The organism is Sulfurivermis fontis (assembly GCF_004001245.1).
GTDB classification, from domain to species: Bacteria; Pseudomonadota; Gammaproteobacteria; order Thiohalomonadales; family Thiohalomonadaceae; genus Sulfurivermis; species Sulfurivermis fontis.
This window is the reverse complement of sequence record NZ_AP018724.1, coordinates 847,495-868,886: the sequence shown is the minus strand read 5'-3', so window position 1 is coordinate 868,886 and position 21,392 is coordinate 847,495. Positions and strand designations below refer to the sequence as shown.

General features: G+C 66.7%; 15 protein-coding genes. 3 read left to right on the top strand and 12 right to left on the bottom strand.

The genetic code is table 11. From position 1 onward, the window contains the following. Positions 1 to 19 precede the first annotated feature (19 nt). The 6 genes from EP379_RS04495 to EP379_RS04470 all read right to left on the bottom strand — a co-directional run bounded on the left by EP379_RS04495 (position 20) and on the right by EP379_RS04470 (position 7,926). Entirely contained in the window at positions 20 to 817 is a 798-nt protein-coding gene (locus EP379_RS04495) for an SDR family oxidoreductase (RefSeq protein WP_127476290.1), read from the bottom strand. After that, positions 814 to 1,482, bottom strand: coding sequence for an iron-containing redox enzyme family protein (locus tag EP379_RS04490; protein WP_127476288.1), 669 nt, complete (start codon positions 1,480 to 1,482; stop codon positions 814 to 816). Before EP379_RS04490 ends, EP379_RS04495 begins: the two co-directional genes overlap by 4 nt. Continuing rightward, positions 1,479 to 2,969, bottom strand: coding sequence for an AMP-binding protein (locus EP379_RS04485; protein WP_127476286.1), 1,491 nt, complete (start codon positions 2,967 to 2,969; stop codon positions 1,479 to 1,481). The genes EP379_RS04490 and EP379_RS04485 overlap by 4 nt, the downstream gene beginning before the upstream one ends. Next, positions 2,966 to 3,643 (bottom strand): thermostable hemolysin, encoded by a 678-nt coding sequence (locus tag EP379_RS04480; RefSeq protein ID WP_172600375.1) that lies wholly within the window; start codon positions 3,641 to 3,643, stop codon positions 2,966 to 2,968. The genes EP379_RS04485 and EP379_RS04480 overlap by 4 nt, the downstream gene beginning before the upstream one ends. Positions 3,644 to 3,774: 131 nt before the next feature. Next, positions 3,775 to 6,996, bottom strand: coding sequence for an EAL domain-containing protein (locus EP379_RS04475; protein WP_127476281.1), 3,222 nt, complete (start codon positions 6,994 to 6,996; stop codon positions 3,775 to 3,777). 9 nt (positions 6,997 to 7,005) lie between these two features. Next, the gene (locus tag EP379_RS04470; protein WP_127476279.1) at positions 7,006 to 7,926 is read right to left on the bottom strand and encodes a substrate-binding domain-containing protein; all 921 of its coding nucleotides are present in this window, start codon (positions 7,924 to 7,926) and stop codon (positions 7,006 to 7,008) included. A 93-nt stretch (positions 7,927 to 8,019) separates the two neighbouring features. On the opposite strand from EP379_RS04470, the gene EP379_RS04465 reads away from it, so the two are divergent. The 3 genes from EP379_RS04465 to trxA all read left to right on the top strand — a co-directional run bounded on the left by EP379_RS04465 (position 8,020) and on the right by trxA (position 15,473). Then, entirely contained in the window at positions 8,020 to 10,848 is a 2,829-nt protein-coding gene (locus EP379_RS04465; RefSeq protein WP_127476277.1) for a PD-(D/E)XK nuclease family protein, read from the top strand. A 363-nt stretch (positions 10,849 to 11,211) separates the two neighbouring features. After that, a complete protein-coding gene (locus tag EP379_RS04460; RefSeq protein ID WP_127476275.1) occupies positions 11,212 to 14,556 on the top strand; it encodes a UvrD-helicase domain-containing protein in 3,345 nt (1,114 codons plus the stop codon). A gap of 56 nt (positions 14,557 to 14,612) precedes the next feature. Next, positions 14,613 to 15,473: a thioredoxin gene (gene trxA / locus EP379_RS04455; RefSeq protein WP_127476273.1), complete on the top strand. Its 861-nt coding sequence runs from the start codon at positions 14,613 to 14,615 to the stop codon at positions 15,471 to 15,473. A gap of 67 nt (positions 15,474 to 15,540) precedes the next feature. Here the strand turns inward: trxA and EP379_RS04450 are convergent, their stop codons facing one another. From EP379_RS04450 to EP379_RS16475, 6 genes are read right to left on the bottom strand one after another with little or no spacing between them, the layout of a single operon-like run. Continuing rightward, entirely contained in the window at positions 15,541 to 16,278 is a 738-nt protein-coding gene (locus EP379_RS04450) for a thioredoxin fold domain-containing protein (RefSeq protein ID WP_127476271.1), read from the bottom strand. 20 nt (positions 16,279 to 16,298) lie between these two features. Beyond that, positions 16,299 to 16,781 carry a YajQ family cyclic di-GMP-binding protein gene (locus EP379_RS04445; RefSeq protein ID WP_127476268.1) on the bottom strand — a complete coding sequence of 161 codons (483 nt, stop codon included), beginning with the start codon at positions 16,779 to 16,781 and terminating at the stop codon, positions 16,299 to 16,301. Between the two features lie 37 nt (positions 16,782 to 16,818). Continuing rightward, positions 16,819 to 18,141 carry an HD-GYP domain-containing protein gene (locus tag EP379_RS04440; protein WP_127476265.1) on the bottom strand — a complete coding sequence of 441 codons (1,323 nt, stop codon included), beginning with the start codon at positions 18,139 to 18,141 and terminating at the stop codon, positions 16,819 to 16,821. A 48-nt stretch (positions 18,142 to 18,189) separates the two neighbouring features. Next, on the bottom strand, positions 18,190 to 19,101 hold the full coding sequence (gene xerD, locus EP379_RS04435; protein ID WP_127476263.1) for a site-specific tyrosine recombinase XerD: 912 nt from the start codon (positions 19,099 to 19,101) through the stop codon (positions 18,190 to 18,192). Continuing rightward, the gene (locus tag EP379_RS16480) at positions 19,085 to 19,564 is read right to left on the bottom strand and encodes a methylated-DNA--[protein]-cysteine S-methyltransferase (RefSeq protein WP_232023970.1); all 480 of its coding nucleotides are present in this window, start codon (positions 19,562 to 19,564) and stop codon (positions 19,085 to 19,087) included. Before EP379_RS16480 ends, xerD begins: the two co-directional genes overlap by 17 nt. Next, positions 19,561 to 21,297 (bottom strand): hypothetical protein, encoded by a 1,737-nt coding sequence (locus EP379_RS16475; protein ID WP_127476261.1) that lies wholly within the window; start codon positions 21,295 to 21,297, stop codon positions 19,561 to 19,563. Before EP379_RS16475 ends, EP379_RS16480 begins: the two co-directional genes overlap by 4 nt. Positions 21,298 to 21,392 lie beyond the last annotated feature (95 nt).

Below are 21,392 nucleotides of genomic sequence, written 5' to 3'. Positions count from 1 at the left end.
TCCTCCTTGTGGCGTATTTTCAGCTTTGTGCGTAACGGCGCATGACGGCGTTCTGGCCGCGCAGGGCGCGATCCACCAGGCGCGGCAGCAGCGCATTGAGGCGGGCGAAGAAGGATTCCGGAAAACCGACATAGGCCTCGTCGCGATCCTGCTGTAATGCACGCACCACGGCCTGCGCCACCACCTCGGGCGGGTCCATGTTCATCTTCACCTCGCGCGCCATGGCCATCACCGTGCCGTTGTTGATGGCGGTTCGGGCGGCGCGCGGCGCGACATAGGTGACGCCGACGCCGCTGCCGTCCAGCTCGCGGCGCAGCGCCTCGGAAAAGCCGCGCAGACCGAACTTGCTGGCCGAATAGCTGGTGAAGCAGGCAAAGCCGATGGTGCCGAAGGTGGAGCCGATGTTGACCACGCGCCCCTCGCCCTGCACCAGCAGGTGCGGCAACACCTCCCGCGTCAGCAGCATCGGGCCGAGCAGGTTGGTCTGCACGATGCGTTCGATGGTGGCCGGGTCCTGCTCGGCGAACAGGGTGAACTCCAGCGCGCCGGCGTTGTTGATCAGCACGTCGATGCCGCCCAGTTGCGCGCGCGCCGACTCGACCATCTCCCGGCGCTGGGCGGCATCGGTGATATCACCTTCGATGATGTGCGCCTGGGCCGGCATGCTGCGCAGGCGGCGCGCCACCGTATCGAGGGCATCACGGCGGCGGCCGGCCAGAGCCAGGCGCGCGCCGCGCGCGGCGAGGGATTCGGCGATGGCGGAGCCGAGGCCGCCGCTGGCGCCGGTCAGCAGGATGCGACAGCCTTCGAGATTCATGCGGCCTCCTTGCGCGGTGCGTGCGGCAGGTTGCGGAAGATGTCGCCGTACAGGCGGTACATGGCGCGGGCACAGTGGATCACCGCGGCGCGATCGTCGGGGTCGTCCAGCCGGTCCATCAGTTCCTCGTAAAAGCCGACGTGGCTCTTGTCCAGCTCGCCGTGCGAGGTGAGGTAGGAGAAGCACTTGTCGGACAGGCCGAGCGACTGCTTGATCGCCGCTGCGGCATTGAGCGCCAGCGCCACGCTGGTCCCTTCCAGCACCAGCACCATGCCGAAGAAGCCGACCGGGTTGCGGCGCATCACCGTGTCGTAGGCGTAGGCCACCATCACGTCGGTGGCGTGGGACGCCTGGCCGTGGCGCACGGCATTGTCGTCGCCGCCGGCATGACGGATATCGTTGAGGATCCACTCGTGATGGCCCTTCTCCTCGTCGATGTAATGGGCAATCGCCTCGCGCAGCCACTCCAGCCGTTCCGGCAGGCGCGCGCCGCAGGCCATCAAGAGCGGCACCGTGTGCTTGACGTGGTGATAGGCCTCGGCGAGGAAGGCCAGATAGCTGTCGTGCGACACCGCACCGCGCAGGGCATCGTTGATCAGCGGAATGGCCAGCAGTTCGTTGCGCTCGTTTTCAGTGGCGCTCACCAGTTGTTGGAAGAAGCTCATGCCGTTACCTCCTTGACAGTGGTTGCATAAAGGGCGTCGAGGCGGGCGCCGTAGGCGTCCAGGATGGCCTGCCGGCGCGGCCGCCCGTTGGCGGTGGCCTGGCCGTTGGCCGGGGTGAAAGGCGTTGCCGCGCGCAGCCAGCGCCGGATGCGGGCATAGTCGGGCAGCTCGGCGTTGGCCGCGGCGATGGCGGCGTCGATTTCGCTGTCGGATGCAGCGGAGGCGATCACGGCGGCATTCCACGGCCGTGCCTCGCCGAACACCGCCGCCTGCGGAATGGCGCGGTGGCGCGTCAGCTCCGCCTCCACCCATTCCGGCGCGACGTTGCGGCCGAAGGCGGTGATGAACATGTTCTTCTTGCGCCCGGTGAGGTGGAGGAAGCCGTCGGCATCCAGGTAGCCGAGGTCGCCGCTGTCCCACAGACCGTCGCCGGCAGCTTCACCGCCGAGATAACCGAGGAAAACGGCGCCGCCGATGCGGATCTCGCCGTCGGCGGCGAATTCCAGTTGTACATGGGGCAAAGGCTTGCCCACCGCGCCGAGACGGTTGGCGCCGGCGCTGTTGACCGCCACCACCGAGGCACACTCGCTGAGGCCGTAGCCCTGGTACACCGGCAGGCCGCAGCCGGCCGCTTCCTCCAACAGGCGTGGCGACACGGCGGCGCCGCCCACCGCCAGATAGCGCATGTCGGTCAGCGGCGGGACGCCGGCGGTAAGCACGGCCAGCAGCCCCTGTAACTGCGCCGGCACCAGGATCGCGCTGTTGGCGCGCTGCTCGCGCAGGGCGGCATACAGGCGGCGCGGGTCCAGACCGCTGGCCCCACTCAGGCCGACCGCGGAGAGCGGCGCGAGCACGCTGCAGGCACCGAGCAGCAGCGGGGCATACAGGCCGCCGATGTTTTCCAGCAGGGTCGGCAGGGGCAGGCAGGCGAGATGGCGATCGCCGGCCCGGGCGCCGCTGACCTCGGCCAGCGAGGCGGCCACCGCATCCATCGCCACCTGTGCCAGGCACACGCCCTTGGGCTGGCCGGTGGTGCCGGAGGTGTAGGTGATCTTGGCGGTGCCGGCCGGCAGTGCCGGGGCCTCCGGCACCTTACGGGTGAACAGATGCAGATCACACCCGGCCACATTGAAGGGTTGTTTGTGTTGCCACGGCAGCAACGCCCCCATGACGGCGTCTTCGCACAGCACCGCATCGGCGCCGCTGCCCTCCAGGGCGTGGCGCAGCTGCGCGGGCGAAAAGAAGGACGGCAGCGGCAGCAGTACCACGCCGGCGCGCTGCGCCGCCAGGTCGATCACCGCCCAGGCCGGCGCATTGTCCAGTGCCAGACCGAGGACACGGATACCGGCCTGACGCAGCTGCGCGGCCGCGACCTCCACCCGCCGCGCCAGGGTGGCGTAGTCCAGCGTCACACCACCGCCCTGCACCGCCGGGGCGGTCGGCGTCTGCACGGCGTGACGTGCCACGGCGGCGAGCACCGCGCTCATCGCCAGGCCCTCGCCAGGCGGCCGTCCGCCAGCGACTGTTCCCACAGGCCGCGCAGCAGGGCGCAGGCGTGCTCCAGCTGCATGGCCCGCTGCAGGCGCTCGAAGCCCTGCGCCACGTCGCCGGCCAGGACCACCGGCTTGCTGTCGTAGTAGCGCCCCCAGCGCGCGCGCGCCGCGCCCAGGCGCGCGCCGTCCGCCTGCGCCAGCTCGGTCAGGTCGATGCCGACGTGGGCAAAGGCGTTGCGCAGCGCCGGTACCGCGGTGAGGGCCACCCACTCCACCCCGGCACCGCGCAGAAAGGCATTCAGCGCCACGATCATCCAGCGCGCCGCGCCGGCGTGGGCCACCGCCAGGTTGCCCAGCTCCACCACCCGCTCGCGCCGCACCGCGCAGCCGCCGCGGCTGTGGATGACCTGCTCCACCGGGGCATCGAGGTACTGTTCCAGGAACAGCGGCTCCTGCGCCGCGCTGCGCACGCCCATCACCGCCAGTGGCTCACCCGCCTGCGTGCGCAGGGCGATGAGCAGCGGCATGAATTCGCGTACATCGGCGCCGTAGGCGCGGGCGTAGGTGTCGTGAACGAAGGCTTCCAGCTCGACCCGCCCGCCAGAGCCGGCCGGCAGCAGCTCCAGATGTGCCCCGTGGGGATTCAGTTCGGTAACCGGGATTCCCATTGCCATTCCCTCCCATCGCAGTGTGGGGAATAGCGTAGGGAGGGGCGGCTTAAGGTTTCCTTAAACGCCGCAAGGGAATTGTGTGACCGGACGCACAGGGCGCGACGGTCACCCGTCGCGCCGTCAAGGTCTCAACGCCGCTTCTGCAGGGTCTCGGTGATCCAGTTGCCCGGCACCGGTTTGCTGAACAGGTAGCCCTGGGCGGTGGTACAGCCCTCCTGCAACAGGAAGGCCTGCTGTTCCACGGTCTCCACGCCCTCGGCCACGATATTCAGTTGCAGGCTGCGGCCCAGGGCGATGACGGCACGGATGATGGCGGCATCGTTGGCGTCGTTGGGGATATCGCGCACGAAGGAGCGATCCACCTTGAGGGTGTCGATGGGGAAACGCTTCAGGTAGCTGAGCGAGGAGTAGCCGGTGCCGAAGTCGTCGATGGCCAGACTGACGCCGATGTCACGCAGCTCGTCCAGTACGCGGATGGTCTCCTCGGCGTGCCCCATGATGACGCTTTCGGTGATCTCCAGTTCGAGGTGCTGCGGCGCCAGGCCGGTCTCCTGCAGCACCTGCCACACCGTGGTGACGATGCCGCCACGCAGGATCTGCACACCGGACAGGTTCACCGCCACATGCTCCAGCGGCAGGCCCATGTCGAGCCACTGCTTCATCTGCCGGCAGGCGCTGCGCAACACCCAGACACCGATGGGCTGAATGAGGCCGGTCTCCTCCGCCAGGCCGATGAAACGATCCGGCGCCACCAGCCCGAGTTCGGGATGGCGCCAGCGCAGCAATGCCTCCACCGCATAGGTCTTGCCGTCGGCGAGGTTCACCTTGGGCTGGAAATACAGCACCATCTCCTCGCGCTCCAGCGCCTGGCGCAACGCCACCTCGAGCTGGAAGCGCTCCAGCGCATTGGCGGTGAGCGCCGCGGTATAGAACTGGTAAATGTTGCGGCCGCGCTCCTTGGCACGATACATGGCGATGTCGGCATTCTTCACCAGGGTCTCGGCGTCATCGCCATCGTCGGGGAACAGGCTGATGCCGATGCTGGCACCGAGGTGGATGTCGGAACCGCCGACGTGGAAGGTCTCCTGGAATACATCCAGCAGCTTCTGCGCCACCTGCGCCAGATCGCTGGCGGCGGCCACATCCTCGACAATGACGATGAATTCGTCGCCGCCGGTACGGGCGATGGTGTCGGTCTCGCGCATGCGTTGCTGGAAACGCTGCGCCACCTGCTGCAACAGGGCGTCGCCCACCGGATGGCCCAGCGTATCATTGACGTCCTTGAAGCGATCCAGGTCGAGGAACAGCACGCCGACGCGCTGACCATTGCGTCGCGCGTGGGACAGCGCATGGGTCAGGCGCATGTTGAACAGCACGCGGTTGGGCAGGTCGGTGAGCGGGTCATGATGGGCCAGGTGATCGAGCTGCTGCTGCGAGCGTTTCAGCACGGTGATGTCGGTGAACACCAGCACATAGTGGGTCACCGCGCCGCGCTCGTCGCGCACCGCACTGACGGTGATCCACAGCGGGAAGCTTTCGCCATTCTTGCGCCGTGCCCGCGCCTCGCCCTGCCACTGGCCGGTCTGGTGCACCTGCGGCCACACGCCCTGGAACAGGGTGTCACCTTCGGCATCGGCGTGCAGCAGGGCGATGGTCTCGCCTTGCGCCTCGTCCTGGCTATAGCCGGTGATGGCCACGAAGGCGTTGTTCACGGCGACGATGCGGCCATCGACACCGATGATCATCACGCCCTCGGCCGTGCTCTCGAACACCGCCGCCGCCTGGCGCAGTTGTGCCTCGACCTCGCGCTGCGCAGTCACGTCCCAGAAGATGCCAAGCAGGCCGAGGGTACGCCCCCCCTCATCCCGCAGCGGTGTCTTCACGGTATGGATATAGCGGGTCTCGCCATCCTTGACGTAGGGTTCCTCGCGCTCATCCAGTTCGCCGCTGGCGATGACCTGACGATCGACAGTGCGGTAGGCCTCGGCCAGCTCAGCGGGATAGAAATCGAAATCGCTCTTGCCGGTGATCGCCTCCGTGGTGACACCCAGGTCATCGGCATACTGGCGATTGCAGGAGACATAGTTCAGCTCGGTATCCTTGTAGAATACCCGCTGCGGCAGATTGTCCACCAGCAGGCGATACAGCCGTTCACTGTCGCGCAGCGCCTGCTCGCGGCTCTGCACCGCAGCGGCCATGCCGTTGAAGGCGCGGCCCAGGCGCCCCAGCTCGTCACGACTCGTCACCTCGACGCGGCGCCCGTAATCGCCGCGCTCGATGGCCTCGGCGCCATCCACCAGATGGTCCACCGGGCGGGAGATGGTGCGGTTCGCCAGCCAGGTGCCCACCGGCATGATCACCAGCGCCGACAGCGCCAACACCCCCAGCAGCGCCCATTGCGTACGGCGGATCTCGCCCTGCACCACCGTCTTTTCCACCGCGGCGACCAGATAGGCCCGCGCCTGACGCGCCAGGGGCAACAGGCGCGCCGCCAGGAAGTAGTCGTCGTGCGCCAGGTCAACCCGCACCGTCTCCCCGGCGCGGCGCAACAGCGGCACGGCATCGAGCTGCGTCACCAGGATCGTGTGCAAACCACCCAGGCGGGCACCGTCGTCGAACAACACGGCAAAATCCACTCCGCTGCGTTGCTGTATGGCGGCGACGAAGTCCTGGCGGAAAAAGTTGGTGGCACTCACCAGGCCGACGGTGAACCGGCTGCCGTCGGCATAAGTGCGCAACACCGGCTGCACGGTTTCCTGCACAAAGCCGCGCATATCGCGCCGATAGGCCATGGTCGCCGACAGGTCATCGGCATCGCGCTGCAGCTCCAGTGTCTGCGGCAATGAGCCGCGCTGCCATGTGCCTTCACCGGCATCATCACGCAGGTAGACCACCGGGGCCCCTGCCTCCCACGACACGAAACCGCTCACCGCCGCATCGGCGGTGGAGAAGAAGGCCAGCAGGTCGCCGCGGCCATCATAGACGGCGATCTGCCCTACCTCGCCGGCACGCGCCTGGTTGCGCAGCATGTCGGCCAGGCGCTGCTTCTCCACGTCGTAGATCAACGGCTGGTAGTCTTCCACCGTGGCGTACTGGTGAATCATGTTGACCGCAGCGATAAGGTCATCACGCTGCACCAGGGCACGTACGTTGTTCTGCAAGTGCATCTCGCGCAGCCGCAAATCGGCGTCGACAGTAGTGAATACCTTGCCGAACTGCTGCTGTGCGGTGGTGATATGAAACCGCTCGATCAGGTGCGACAAGGCGATGCCCACCACCGCAAGCACCAGGACAATGGACGACAACAGTAGCAACTGCAGACGGAATTTGATGCCGTAGATGAAGGCCATGGATGATTCCTAGAAAATCGGTGCGACCTGTTCGACGTTGTCGCGCGTAACCATGATGGACTCCACCACCACACGCTTCGGCACCTTCTCGCCACGGCCGATGGCCAGCACGACCCTGGCAGCCTCGGCGGCACAGGTGGGATAGGTAAAGCTGGCGGTCTGTTCGCCGCGGCGGATCGCCTCGCGCGCCTCGGCGATATAGTCGATACCGACGATGATCAACCTGGCCGGGTCGCGCCCCGCCTTGCGCAGGGCGATGCGCGCGCCGGCCGCCATGCTGTCGCTCTGGGCATAGATGGCGTCGAAGGGCACACCCTCGCGCACGGCTTCCTCGACGGCGCGGATGGCATCGGCCCGCAGGTAATTGGCGGGTTTGACGGCGCTGACCTGCACCCCCGGATGTTGTTTCAACTCCTCCAGGAAGGCCTCGGTGCGGGCGATGGCGGTGGTGGCGGTGGGCACGCCCTGCAACATCAGGATGCGGCCCTCGCCCTTGAGCTGTGCCGCCATGTAGCGGGCCGCGCGCCGCGCGATGGCGGCATCGTCCGGGGCGATGAAACTGGTGTAGTCATCGGTGCTGATACGTCGTGTCAGCAGCACCACCGGGATGCCGCTGCGATAGGCCCGCGACAATACCGGGGTCATGGCCGCGCCGTCGCGCGGGCTGGCGACGAGCACATCTACCTTGGCGTATACCAAATCCTCGATGTCACGGATCTGGCGCGCCGTTTCACCGTGACCGTCGGTAATGGTGAGGGTAACCCCGGACTGGCCCGCCAGGGCCGCCTTCAGCCCCTCGGCCTGGGCCAGGCGCCAGTCGTTGGCCAGGGTGTCCTGGGCAAAGCCGATGGCGAGGGGACGCGGCTCCGCCGCCATGACGGCAGTCGCCCACGCCAGCAGGCCGACAAGGCAGGTTATTGTTGTTCTCATCGCGCACCCCTGACGATTTGTTGCGATAAGTCTGTCTGCTACCGCGACCACAGGTTATCACAACCCATGCCCCCAACGCGGTAACATGCGGCCATGGACGCCTTGCCCCCACTCTCCACCGCCGCCGATCCCCTCGCCGCCCTGGCCGACCGTATCCTCGCCGAGCAGGCCGGACAGCTGCCGCTGCTGGCCGGCGTGACCGTGCTGTTGCCGGCACAGGAGACGGCGCCGCGTCTGCGCCGCCTGTTGCTGGCCGGCGCCGCGGCACGCGGTCACCGTGCCCTGCTCGGTCCACGCCTCCTGACCCTGGGCGACTGGCTCGCCGGCTTCGCACCCGGGCACAGCGTCATCAGCGACTATGGCCGTGAACTCTTGCTGGTGGAGGCCCTGCGCGACCAGCGCCAGATGTTCGGTCACGGCAACCTGTGGTCCCTGGCCGACAGCCTGCTCGACCTGTTCGACGAGCTGACCCTGAATCGCATCGGCCTGCCGCCAACACTGGAGGAGTTCCGCCGGCGCCTCGTCGCCGGTTATGGCCCGGACAGCCATGCCCTCGGCGCCCTTGCCCTGGAGGCGCGCGTGGTGCACACCCTGTGGCAGGCCTGGCATCAGCAGATGGAGGCCCGTGGCGTGATCGATCGGCCCGCTGCCACCCTGCTGCGTCTCGCCGCCAGCCTGGAACACATCGACGGTCCGCTCTATCTGGCGGGCTTCCGTCCCGCCAACCGCGCCGAGGCGGAGTGGTTGGCCGCGCTGCGGCAGCACCCGGCCGTGCGGGCCGTGGAACAGCAAACCGAACCGGCCAAGACCGACTCGCCCTATGCCGCCTTCCTGAACCAGGCGCTGTGGCCGCAGGCGCACCCGCTGGCCGAGCGCGCCCACGCCTTCGCCGCCGCCCATCCGGTATCGCCCGCCGCCGGCCGCCTCGTCATTCATGCCGCCGACGGCGCCGAGCAGGAGGCGCGCGCGGTGGAGTTACAGGTACGGCTGCGGCTGCTGGACGGTTGCGACAGCGTGGCGGTGATCACCGAAAACCGTCGCCTCGCCCGCCGCGTGCGCGCCCTGCTGGAGCGCGCCGAGGTGGCGGTGCAGGACGCCGCCGGCTGGGCCCTGTCCACCACCAGCGCCGCCGCCGCGCTGGAACGTTGGCTGCAATGCGTGGAAGAGGACTTCCCCTACCAGGCCATGCTCGACCTGCTCAAGTCGCCTTTCGTGTTTACCGGCGCAGAGCGCGCCACGCGCCTCAACGACGTCTACCGCCTGGAGCAGGGCGTGGTGTTGCAGGGCAACATCGGCCGCAGCCTGGCGCGTTATCGCCAGCAGTTGCGCGAGCGCCAGCTCCTGCTGCCGGCCGAGATGGCGCCGGAACTGGAGCGTATCGCCGCCCTGCTCGATCATCTCGAATATGCCGCCACCCCGCTGCGCCTGCTGTCGGCCTATCCGCAACGTCCCGATCGCCTGCTCGCCGCCCTCGACGAAAGCCTGCGCCGGCTCGGTCTCGCCGCCAGCTTCGCGGCGGACGCCGCCGGTGCACGCCTGTTGCAGGAATTGGCGGCGATGGCCGCCGCCGTGGAGCAGGACACCCCGCCGCTGGCCTGGAGCGAGTTCCGCGCCTGGCTGAGCCGCACCCTGGAACGCTACAACTTCCGTCCGCCGGTGAGCGGCAGCCGGGTGCAGTTGATGGGCCTGGAGCAGAGCCGCCTGGGCCACTGGGACGCCATCATCATCGCCGGTGCCGAACGCGAATACCTGCCCGGCGCACCGACGCCATCGCCCTTCTTCAACGAGGCGGTGCGCCGCGAACTCGGCCTACCCACGGCCGAGGAACGGTGCCACGAGCGGCTGCTCCAGTTCCGCCGCCTGCTGGAGGCGGCACCGCACGTAACGCTCACCCTGCGCCGCCAACAGGATGGCGAAGATGTCCTGCCCAGCCCCTGGGTGGAGGCCTTGCGCGCCTTCCATCACCTGGCATGGAACGCTGCTCTGAGCGATCCGCAACTTGCCGCCTGGACCGGCGATGCGCAGACAGAGGTGTTCCTCTGCGACACCCCGGCCCTGCCCACGCCGCCGGGGTTGGCGCGGCCCACCCTGCCGGCCGCCCTGCTGCCCAAGACCCTGTCGGCCAGCGGCTATCAGCAGCTCATCGATTGCCCTTACCGTTTCTTCGCCGCCCGCGCCCTCGGCCTCGCCCCACCCGAGGCGATCCGCGAGGCGCTGGAAAAGGCCGATTACGGCGAACGCGTGCACCGCGCGCTGCAAGCCTTTCACCACGGCCTCCCCGGCCTGCCCGGCCCCTTCGGCCGCGTCATCACCGCAGCCAACCGCGACGAGGCGGAGGCCCTGCTGCGCGATATCGCCGAACAGGTGTTCGCCGACGACGTCGCCGGCAACCTGCTGCACCGCGGCTGGTTGCTGCGCTGGCAGGCGGTCATCCCGCGCTACATCAAGTGGGAACTGGAACGGGAGCAACAGGGTTGGCGCGTGCATCAGGCCGAGCTCACCCTGCGACGCGAAGACTGGCTGCCGGGGCTGACGCTGAAGGGACGCATCGATCGTCTCGACCGCGGCCCCGATGGCCACGGCATCGTCGACTACAAGACCGGCACCGTGCCAAAGGACGCGGAGGTGCATGAAGGCGAGGCGGTGCAGCTACCCTTCTACGCCCTGCTCAGCGACGAGGCCATCGCGCAGGCCGAGTACGTGGCGCTCGATGGGGAAAATGTCAGCGCCCGGGCGACCCTGAGCGCTGCGGAACTGACGGCGCTGCGCGACGCCAACGCCCAGCGCCTGCGCACTCTGTACGAGGAAATCGCCGCCGGCCGCCCCCTCCCCGCCTGGGGCGACAGCCGTACCTGCCGGCGGTGCGACATGGCCGGCGTGTGCCGGCGCGCGGCCTGTGACGAAGAGGTCACGGCACAATGAGCGGAATCACGACAAGACAAAAAAATAAGGGCGGCCTCGCGGCCGCCCTGGGTGTCCCTACGTGTGGCATCCTGCCTCCTTCACATCCGTGCGAAGGTTCTCCTGTGGTCCATGCGTTCGGCTCCTGCGCCATGCACGGATGTAATGGTAGCAGAGCCCCCCACCCCGACAAGCGCGATGCCTCTCACAGATTTGCAATCTGCCACGCAACAATTTTTTCCCCCCGCGCAAACAAACGTCTTGTCGACAAGCACTTGCAGCACACGGCAGCGCAAGTGATCGCCGTGCGGCCACAACCTTGCCGCAGGCACGCTTACAGCGCTTTCAGAAAATTCCTACAAATTTCCGCACCGCAGTGACGCCATGACCGAACCTACGACACACCATCCCAGCGATCCGACGGTCAACGCCACCGTCATGGCCTCCGCCGGCACCGGCAAGACCTGGCTGCTGGTAACTCGCCTGACGCGCCTGCTGTTCGAGGGCGCCGCACCCGACAGCATTCTCGCCATCACCTTCACGCGCAAGGCGGCGGCGGAGATGCAGACCCGCCTCGCCGAACGCCTGCTGCGCCTGGCTGCCCTTGACGACAACGCACTGGCCGAAGAACTGCACACCATGCACATCACCCCGACGGCAGAGACACGGGCGCGGGCGCGCCGCCTGTACGAAGAACTGCTGCACGCCGGGCGGCCCCTGCGCACCACCACCTTCCACGCCTTTTGTCAGGATATCCTGCGCCGCTTTCCGCTGGAGGCCGACGTGCCGCCCGGCTTCGAACTGACTGAAAAGAGCGGCGAACTGCGCGCCGCCGCCTGGGAGGCGCTGGTAAGCGAGGCCAGCGCGGCCAACGATGCGCAAACGGCCCGCGATCTGTCCCTGCTGCTGGAGCTGTGCGGCGGCCAGAGCAACGTCACCGCCGCCCTGAACAGTTTTCTCGATCACCGCAGCGACTGGTGGGCCTTCACCACCGGCCATGATGATGCCTGTGGCCACGCCACGGCGCGGTTGCGGGAGCTGCTGCAGGTGGACCCCGACAGCGATCCGCGGGCGGAGTTGTTCACCTCGCAGAACCTGGCCCTGCTGACCGAGTTCCGCGATCTGCTGGCGCTGCATGCCACCAAGACCAATGCCGAACACGTCGAACGCTTCAGCGACATCCTTGCTCCGGATGCCGATCCGCTGCTGCGCTACCAGCAAGCACGTGCCGTGTTTCTCAAGAAGGATGGCGAACCTCTGGCGCGCAAACATATGGACACGCAGGAGAAGAAAATGGGTGCCGCCGGCGAAGCCCGCTTTCTGGAACTGCATGCCCTGATGTGCGCGCAATTGGCGCGGGTGCACGATGCCCTCGCCGCGCAACAGACGCTGATGATGCACGCCGCCTGGTATCGTGCCGGCAGCCGCCTGCTGGAGCACTACCAGCGCCTCAAGGAAGAGCAGCGCCTGCTCGACTTCACCGATCTGGAGTGGCGCGCCTACCGTCTGCTCACCGCGGCCGACAACGCGCACTGGGTGCAATACAAGCTGGACCAGCGCATCGATCACCTGCTGGTGGACGAGTTCCAGGACACCAATCCGACGCAATGGCGCCTGCTGCTGCCGCTGCTGCAGGAAATGGCGGCCGGCACCGGCGAGCGGGCGCGCAGCGTGTTTCTGGTCGGCGACGGCAAGCAGTCCATCTACCGCTTCCGCCGCGCCGAGCCGCGCCTGTTCCACGCCGCGCATCGCTGGCTGCAACAGCACCTGAACGCCGCCGCCTATCCGCTGCACGTTTCCTACCGCTCCGCGCCGGCAATCATGGAATGCGTCAACCGGGTGTTCGGCGCCGGCGGCCCGCTGGCCGGCGTGCTGGATGATTTCACGCCGCACGACACCCACCACCAGGCGTTGTGGGGCCGGGTGGAGGTGCTGCCGCTGATCGAGTCGCCCGAACCCGAGGCGGCTGTACCGCGCACGACGCTGCGCAATCCACTGCACGAACCCCGTGTCATTGTTGAAGATCAGCGTCACCTGGAGGAGGGCCGCCAGATCGCCCGCACCATCACCACGCTGCTGCAGGGCGGCACCCTGATCGGCCATGCCGATACGGCGCGCCCCCTGCGTTACGGCGATGTGATGCTGCTGGTGCGCAAGCGCACCCACGTGCACGCCTATGAACAGGCCTTGCGTGAGGCGGGCATCCCTTATCTCGGCACCGATCGCGGCACCCTGCTCGACAGCCCGGAAGTGGACGACATGGTGCGGCTGCTGGAAACGCTCATCACACCCTACAACAACCTGGCCCTGGCCCAGGTGCTGCGCTCACCGCTGTTCGCCTGCAGCGACGCCGATCTGATCACCCTCGCCCAGGGCCAGCGCGGCGCCTGGTTCGAGCGCCTGCTGCAAGTCGAAGCGGCGGCAGGCACGCCGCTGCGCCGCGCCGCCGATTGCCTGGGCCGCTGGCATGGTCTGGCCGGTGCATTGCCGATCCACGACCTGCTCGACAAGGTGTACAGCGAAGGCAACGTCATCGCCCGCTACGAGGCGGCCTTCCCGTCGCATCTGCGCACACGCCTGCGCGCCAATCTCACGCGCTTCATCGAACTGGCGCTGGAAATCGACCACGGCCGCTACCCCAGCCTGACCCGTTTCCTCGCCCGCCTCGGCGAGATGCGCGAACAGGGCGAGGCACCGGACGAGGCGCCGGCGGAAAGCGCCACCGACCGCGTGCGCCTGCTGACCATCCATGCCGCCAAGGGGCTGGAGGCGCCGGTGGTGTTTCTCGCCGATGCCACCGCCAGCGGCGGCAACGACCGTGCCTGGCATGCCCAGGTGGGCTGGCCGGCCGAGGCGGAGGCACCGCAACACATCCTGCTGGTGGGCAGAAAAGACCAGCAGGATGCCTTTACGCGCCAACAATTGGCGGAGGAACAGCGGGCGGAACAGCGAGAGGCCGCCAATCTGCTGTACGTGGCGCTGACCCGCGCCAGACAATTGCTGTATATCACCGGCTGTCGCCCCAACCAGGGCAATGATCTGGGCTGGTACGGCGTGTTGCAGCAGGCAGTCGCAGAACCCATCACATCCAATACCATGCCCTGTGCCGCGGCAGCGGCCACTGCCACGGTGCAGACCGCCGCGCCGCTGCCGCCCGCGGCATTGCGCCAGGTGCTCCAGGTGCTGCCGCTGACACGCGAGATCGCCCCCAGCCGCAGCGTGCAGCACACGGGCGGCGACGGCAGTGACGAGGATGGCCGTCTGCGCGGCATCGCCATCCACCGCATGCTGGAACTGCTCAGCGCCGGGGGCGACGCCAACCAGGTGCGCGCCCACGTCGCCGCCGAGCTGCAATACCCGGCCGATGACGACGAATTCATCGCCTGGTGGCAGGAGGCGCAGGATGTGCTGAGCGCACCGCCGCTGCGCCACCTGTTCGATCCTGCCTGCTACCGGGAGGCCTGGAACGAGGTACCGCTGCATTACGACCATGCCGGCTGCACCGTATATGGTCTGATCGATCGCCTGGTGCTGACCGATACCGCCGTGGTGATCGTCGATTACAAAACCCACCGTCAGGCCGTCACCGGCAGCCTGTCCGAGCTGGCGGCTCCTTACGCCGCACAGATGGCCTGGTACGCCAAGGGGGTGCGCCGACTGTGGCCGGACAAGGCAGTGCGCACGCTGCTGCTGTTCACCGCGACGCGGCAAACCGTTGAAATCGACTGAAACCGCCCTAGATCACTCACCCTGCGTTTCACTCCGACACGAAGGTATTCCATCCCATGAGCAACAGCGCACACATCATTGAAGTCACCGCCGAAAATTTCGCCGCCGTGGTCGATCGCTCCATGCAAGTACCTGTTCTGGTGGATTTTTGGGCCGCCTGGTGCCAGCCATGCAAGGCACTGCTGCCCATCGTGGAAAAACTGGCGGCGGAATATCAGGGCCGGTTCCTGCTCGCCAAGGTCAATATCGACGAACAGCAGGCCCTGGCCAATCAGTTCGGCGTGCGCAGCGTGCCCACCGTGAAACTGATCCGCGACGGCCGCATCGTCGACGAGTTCAGCGGGGCCCTGCCGGAATCACAGGTGCGAGCCTTCCTCGACAAACACATGGAGCAGCCGGCGGACAAGTACCTCGCCGCCGCGGAACAGGCCTGGCAGAGCGGTGATACCGTACAGGCGGAAGCCATCCTGCGTCAGGTGATGCGGGAGATTCCGGAGGACAGGCGCGCCCAGCTGATGCTGGCGGAACTGCTCGCCATCGGCGGCAACACCGACGAAGCCAGCCAGTTGCTCGCCAGCCTGCCTGCCGATGTGGCCCTGTCGCCACAGGCCGAGGCACTGCGTGCGCGCCTCAGCTTCACCGCGGCCGCCACCGGGGCACCGGATATCGACACGCTGCAACAGATGTTGACCGCCAATCCGCAGGACAGCCAGGCGCGCTACCAGCTGGCGGCCCGCCTGGTACTGGCCGGCGATCCGGAGGGGGCACTGGAGCAACTGCTGGAACTGCTGCGCCGCGATCGAAGCTGGGGTGACGATGCCGGCCGCAAGGGCATGCTGCAGATATTCGATCTGCTCGGTGGCCAAGGGGATCTGGTGAACCGCTACCGCCGCCTGATGTTCACGGCGATGCATTGAGACAACTACCGGAACCGGGAAAGAAGCACGGGGCCGCAAGGCCCCGTGCTTTTTTCTCGCTTGGCTGTTACCTCCTGGCCTGGCGCAATCGGTCCAGTTCCTGCGCCAGCTGCTCCGGGGGCAGGTAACCGGGGATCACCCTACCGTCGTCGAGCACCAGGGTGGGCGTGGCATTCACGCCGAACGAGCGCCCCAGGGCCAGATGCTCGGCCACCGGATTGCCGGCACACACGTTGCGATCCACCTTGTCTTCATTTTTCGCCAGGTCCATCGCCTTGTTGCGATCGGCGGCACACCACACCGAGGCGAGCTTGTCATAGGACGGTGAGGGAATGCCGGCACGCGGGAAGGCGAGATAGCGCACGGTGATGCCGAGGTCGTTCATCTGCTTGATGCCGCCGTGCATCTTGCGGCAGTAGGAGCAATCGATATCGGTAAACACCGTCACGGTATGCCTGGCCTTGCCCTTGGCCGGGTACAGGATCATCGAACCCTTGTTGGCCTCCAGAGCCGCCGCGCGCGCCTTGGCGCGCCACTCCTCGGTCAGATTGGCATCCTGTTGCAGGTCGAACATATCACCGCTGATCAGGTGGCGACCATCGGCGGAAATGTAAAACAGACGCGGGCCATAGGCGATCTGGTACAGGCCGGCGACCGGCGACGGAGTGATGGAATCGACCTGCTGCCCCGGCAGCAACCCGGCGGCCACGGCACGCAGCTTGACCAGTACGGCATCCTCGGCGTGCAGCGGCGCTACGCCGGCAAAAAACAGGGAAAGAAAGACCAGAAATAAGTTGCGAGACATTGGAGCTACCTGTGATGTAATCAGTCGCGGAAATTGTTGAACTGCAGCGGCATGTCGAGTTCCGCGCCACGCAGCAGGGCAATGACCTCCTGCAAGTCATCGCGCTTCTTGCCGGTGACACGCACCTGCTCACCCTGCACCGCCGCCTGCACCTTGATCTTACTGTCTTTGATACGTTTGACGATCTCCTTGGCCAGCTCCTTGTCGATGCCCTGGCGTACCTTGATACGCTGGCGGCAGCGCATGTTGGACGTTTCGATGTCATCCTCCTGCAGGCACTTGATATCGATGCCACGCTTGGCTAGACGCTGGTAGAGGATTTCCTTCATCTGCTTGATCTGGAAATCGTTCTGCGCCTGCAGCACCAGCGCTTCGGCTTCCTGTTCGACCTTGGCGCCGGAGCCCTTGAAATCGAAGCGGTTATCCACTTCACGGTTGGTCTGGTCGACGGCGTTGGCCAGTTCGTGTTTGTCAATTTCTGAAACAATGTCGAAAGACGGCATGGATTCCTCGCTCTATACAACTCGAACAATGGCTGCCTCAGCCGGCAGCCGCCACTTCTTCCGTCGCCCCCTCCAGCACCAGGCTGCGTACATCGATGCCATAGGCATGAGACTGCAAAATCCGCTTTATGTTCATCGGCCAGTTGTCGTTGGCATAGTGGGCCAGATTGAGCAGCTTACGTACCGGATAGGGGCGCTTCTCCGCATCCAGCACCAGGGTGATGATGGGACGCATGCGCTGCGCCAGATTCATGGTCATCACCACACCCACCTCGCCGGTCTCCAGCTCGACGATGCTGCCGATGGGATAGATGCCGAGACATTTGATGAAGGACTCGACCATGTCGCGCAGGAAGCTGTTCGGCGTCCAGCCATACATCAGGTTGAGCGCCTCATGGGGAGAAATGCCCATGTGGTAAACACGATCCGAGGTGATGGCATCGTAGACATCCACCACCGAGACGATCATCGGGAACTGCCCGATCTCCGCCGCCTTGAGTCCACGCGGATAGCCGCTGCCATCCACCCGCTCGTGATGGGAGCGGACGATATCCAGCGCCCGCTCGCTGATGTGTTCGCTGTCCTTGAGCAGCTCGTAACCATAACCGGCATGACGTTTCAACTCCACCATCTCGTCATCGGTCAGCCGGGTTGTCTTGTTGAGAATCTCCAACGGCACCTTCATCTTGCCGATATCGTGCAGCAGGGCACCGTGCCCCAGTTCGCGCAGGTCCTGCTCGCTCAGACCCAGATGACGGCCGAACACCAGACTCATGACGCAGACATTGATACTGTGCTGCGAGGTGTATTCATCGCGGTGCTTGAGCATGGTGAGCCACACCAGGGCGCTTTCATTGGCCATGATGGACTCGACCAGCTCGTTGACCACCTGCTTGGCCTCTGCCGGGTCTATGGAGCGCCCCAGACGCACATCCTCCAGCACCTGTCTGATATAGTCATGGGTGCGACCATAAGTCTCGCGCGCACGCTGCAACACACTTAGGAACGAACCTGTCTCCTGCTTCCAGCCCTGTCGTGGCTCGGCGGCCACATTGACGCGCTGGGTAGTGAAACGTGGTGTCGGGTGTGCCGCAGACGTCTCCTCTTCGGGCTGCTCCAGCACCAGATACTCGTCCATGCGCCGCAACAGGCGCATGTCCGGCTCCCAGCCGACCGACTGGGTGGCATCGACAAACACGAACTTGCAACAGGCCTGCAGTTGGGCAATCTCCTCATCCTTGGTGATGGGAAAACCCTGAAACAGAAACGGCGTCCCCAACCATGGCCGATCCAGCTCGGCCACATACATGCCGTGCTTGAGAGCATTGACATCAACCTTGATACGCTCGACTTCCAGCATCGCTACAGCTCCAGACTCCCACCTTTTCCAAAGGTCATGATAGCCCAATCAGCCGCGCGGATGATGTCGGGCGTGCAGGGCCTTCAGGCGCTCGCGGGCGACATGGGTATAGATCTGGGTGGTAGACAGGCTGCTGTGCCCCAGCAGCATCTGCACCACACGCAGGTCGGCCCCATGGTTGAGCAGATGGGTGGCAAAGGCGTGGCGCAGGGTGTGCGGCGACAGGTGCGAAGTGATGCCGGCCTGGCGGGCGTAGCGTTTGATCAAGTACCAGAAGGCCTGCCGCGTCATCGCCTCGCCGCGCCGGGTGGGAAACAGGGCGGCCGTCGCCTGCCCCTGCACCAGTTGCGGCCGCGCCACGGTCAGATAGCGCTCCAACCAGCTCACCGCCTCCTCGCCCAGCGGCACCAGGCGCTCCTTGCTGCCTTTGCCCAGGATACGCACCACCCCCTGCTGCAGGCTGACACGGTAGATCTCCAGGCTCACCAGTTCCGACACGCGCAGGCCGCTGGCGTAGAGCACCTCCAGCATGGCGCGATCGCGCAACCCCAGGGGATCTTCGATATCCGGCGCCGCCAACAACGCCTCTACCTCCGCCTCGGTCAGCGCCTTGGGCAGACCACGCCCCAGCTTGGGACTGTCGATGCGGGCACTGGGATCCTCGGTAAGCACCTGCTCACGCACCAGGTAACGGTAGAAGCGGCGCAGGCTGGACAACAGACGTGCCGTGGTGCGTGGCTGCGCCCCGGCGGTGACACGGCTGTGCAGATAGCCGAGCAAATCCTGCCGCGATACGCCCTCCAAAGGCGGCCCCGCCTGCTGCTCCAACCAGCGTGCCAATCCCTGCAGATCGCGCCGATAGGCCGCCAGGGTATGGTCACTCAGGCCGCGCTCCATCCAGAGCGCGTCGAGAAAGCGTTCCAGCAACGGCAGAGAGGATTGTTCAGCCGGCCGCTTCATGATCGAGCAGCCATTGTTTCAGCCGCAGCGGCGCGCCAGCGGTAGCCCCCATGTAACCGCCAGGGCCCTGGGCAGCCACCACGCGGTGGCATGGAATCAGCAGGGGAATCGGGTTGGCGCGGCAGGCCGCGGCCACGGCGCGGGCACTGCTGCCGAGTTGCGCGGCCAGCGCGCCGTAACTGCATGGCCGTCCCGGGGGGATGGCCTGCAGGGCCTGCCAGACCCGCTGTTGGAAAGGCGTGCCTCCTGCCGCCAGCGGCAGCGCAAGAGCTATGCGGGGGGACGCAAAATATGCCTGTACCGCCGTCACGGCACCGCGGGAACAGTCATCCTGCGGCACCTGCAACGGCGTGTCCACCGGGAGAAATGCGGTTTCACACACCATGCCGCCTCTGCAGCGTATGCCGAAACGCCAGCCCTCCGGCAGCGGCGTGACCACCACGGCGGACCACGGCCCGATCATGGCGACCGTACCAACAGCAGCTGCTGCAGTTCGCGTCGCAACACCGCTTTCCGTCCCGCGTCCTCCGTGGTGCGCAAGAGGTCCTCGTAGAGGTTGCGGGCATCGGCGACCAACCCGGCTTTGGCCAAGGCCTGGGCGGCCTGGTAGCGCGCCGTCTGCCCCCATGGATCCATTGACAGCGGTTGCGGCACCATGGCCGAACGCAGATACAGTGCCGCGGCCTCCAGCGGCCGCTCCTGCGCCAGCCGCGAGTCGGCCATCCAGTACCACAGCTCGCGCTTGAGCTGCACCTCTGTCACCTGCCCCTGCAGGGCCTCGAACAGGCGATAGGCGGCATCATGCTCGCCGACCGTCTGCAGATCGAACAGCACCTGAATCAGGCGATCCAGCTCCGGTCGCGACAGTTCGGCACTGTTGGCAACCAGTTGATGCAGAATTTTGCCGGACTCGGCGTAGTCCCCGCCCAGCAGCAGCACCCGCGCCTGACGCAGCCGCCACATCACCCGGTCGATGCCCGGCGGCGGCTCGTCCAGGCCGGCCATCAGACGTGCCGCCAGTGGCAGATCGCCGGCAGCAATCACCGGATCGAGCAGTGTCCGGCGTACCGTTTCGGGAATGCTGCCGGCCTCGGCGTAGCGCGCACTGGACAGGTAAAGCTGGTATACCAGCTCCGTGCCCCCCTCCTGCTCCAATAGGTTCTGCACCAGGGCCGCATGGGCCTGCTGGCGCATGGAGTCGCTGGCAGCGTGCAGAGCCAGCAGGGCATAGATGGAACGGACACGGATGGGGTACATACGCCCAGCCGCCTGGGCCTTGGCCAGCCAAGCCGGGTCATCACCGATCAGCAACTGCTCGCGGTTGCCCACCTGGCGCGCGTAGGCCAGATAGGCCTCCCACAGCGCATCGGCCGTCAGCTTGAACAGCTCGCGGTCCAGGGGAACCTGGCGGAGACGGGAAAACACCTGCTCCAGGGCGATGGCCTGGGCAGCCGGGTCGGCCGCCCCCTGCGCCGCCTCGGCGGCAACGGCCTCGGCCTGCTGACGCAAGGCCAACGGTAACCCCTTCTCCTGCAACAGGGCGCGGGCCTCGCGCTGGACGCGCCGTGCCTCCCACTGTCCGCTGCGCAGCCGCGCCAGCAGCAGCAAGGGGCGGGCCTCGCGCAACTCCAGGCCCTGCAGGGCCTCTACCGCATCGGCGGCACGCCCCTGCCCCAGCAGCACCTGGGCGCCGAGCAGGGCATCTTCCTGACCGCCGCGGCCGTAGTCATGCCGGTAGCGCAACATGGCCGCATAGGCGTCGTCACCGCGGCCATCGGCGCGGTAACTCTGGATCACCAGGCGGCGCCAGGCAGTCACTTCGAGGGCCGTGCCGTTGCCTCCCCACAGCAGGGAACGCAGCAGGCGACGGGCCGCTTCACCCTGTCCCAATTCGACGAGGGCACGGGCGCGCCACGTCTGCGCCCAGCGGGAAAAGTCAGCGGGAATATCGGCGGGGAGTTGCGCAGTACGATCATGCAACGCCTGCCAGTCGGCACCGGCGGCAAGCAGCTGGACACGGTGACGCTCCCACGCCATCCAGCCGGCGGCATCATCTTGCCAGGCCGGCTGCTGTTGTTCCAACAGCGCCAGCGCCAGGCGCGGCGCCCCGCCCGCCGCCAGATCCTCCAGCTGCGCCAGCGAGTTCGCCCCGACCGGGGACACGGCCAGCAGCGGCAACAGGAACAAGCAATACAAAAAGCGGCTGCCCCCCCGAGGGTGGCAGCCGCTTTTCATCAGCACAGCCATGGCACCATCACGGTAGCCCCTGCCCCGCACCTTGCGGGCAGGAC

Excerpts from the sequence above, each read along its gene's own strand:
- EP379_RS04495 (WP_127476290.1), bottom strand. The coding sequence starts at position 817 with ATGAATCTCGAAGGCTGTCGCATCCTGCTGACCGGCGCCAGCGGCGGC.
- EP379_RS04490 (WP_127476288.1), bottom strand. The coding sequence starts at position 1,482 with ATGAGCTTCTTCCAACAACTGGTGAGCGCCACTGAAAACGAGCGCAAC.
- EP379_RS04485 (WP_127476286.1), bottom strand. The coding sequence starts at position 2,969 with ATGAGCGCGGTGCTCGCCGCCGTGGCACGTCACGCCGTGCAGACGCCG.
- EP379_RS04480 (WP_172600375.1), bottom strand. The coding sequence starts at position 3,643 with ATGGGAATCCCGGTTACCGAACTGAATCCCCACGGGGCACATCTGGAG.
- EP379_RS04475 (WP_127476281.1), bottom strand. The coding sequence starts at position 6,996 with ATGGCCTTCATCTACGGCATCAAATTCCGTCTGCAGTTGCTACTGTTG.
- EP379_RS04470 (WP_127476279.1), bottom strand. The coding sequence starts at position 7,926 with ATGAGAACAACAATAACCTGCCTTGTCGGCCTGCTGGCGTGGGCGACT.
- EP379_RS04465 (WP_127476277.1), top strand. The coding sequence starts at position 8,020 with ATGGACGCCTTGCCCCCACTCTCCACCGCCGCCGATCCCCTCGCCGCC.
- EP379_RS04460 (WP_127476275.1), top strand. The coding sequence starts at position 11,212 with ATGACCGAACCTACGACACACCATCCCAGCGATCCGACGGTCAACGCC.
- trxA (WP_127476273.1), top strand. The coding sequence starts at position 14,613 with ATGAGCAACAGCGCACACATCATTGAAGTCACCGCCGAAAATTTCGCC.
- EP379_RS04450 (WP_127476271.1), bottom strand. The coding sequence starts at position 16,278 with ATGTCTCGCAACTTATTTCTGGTCTTTCTTTCCCTGTTTTTTGCCGGC.
- EP379_RS04445 (WP_127476268.1), bottom strand. The coding sequence starts at position 16,781 with ATGCCGTCTTTCGACATTGTTTCAGAAATTGACAAACACGAACTGGCC.
- EP379_RS04440 (WP_127476265.1), bottom strand. The coding sequence starts at position 18,141 with ATGCTGGAAGTCGAGCGTATCAAGGTTGATGTCAATGCTCTCAAGCAC.
- xerD (WP_127476263.1), bottom strand. The coding sequence starts at position 19,101 with ATGAAGCGGCCGGCTGAACAATCCTCTCTGCCGTTGCTGGAACGCTTT.
- EP379_RS16480 (WP_232023970.1), bottom strand. The coding sequence starts at position 19,564 with ATGATCGGGCCGTGGTCCGCCGTGGTGGTCACGCCGCTGCCGGAGGGC.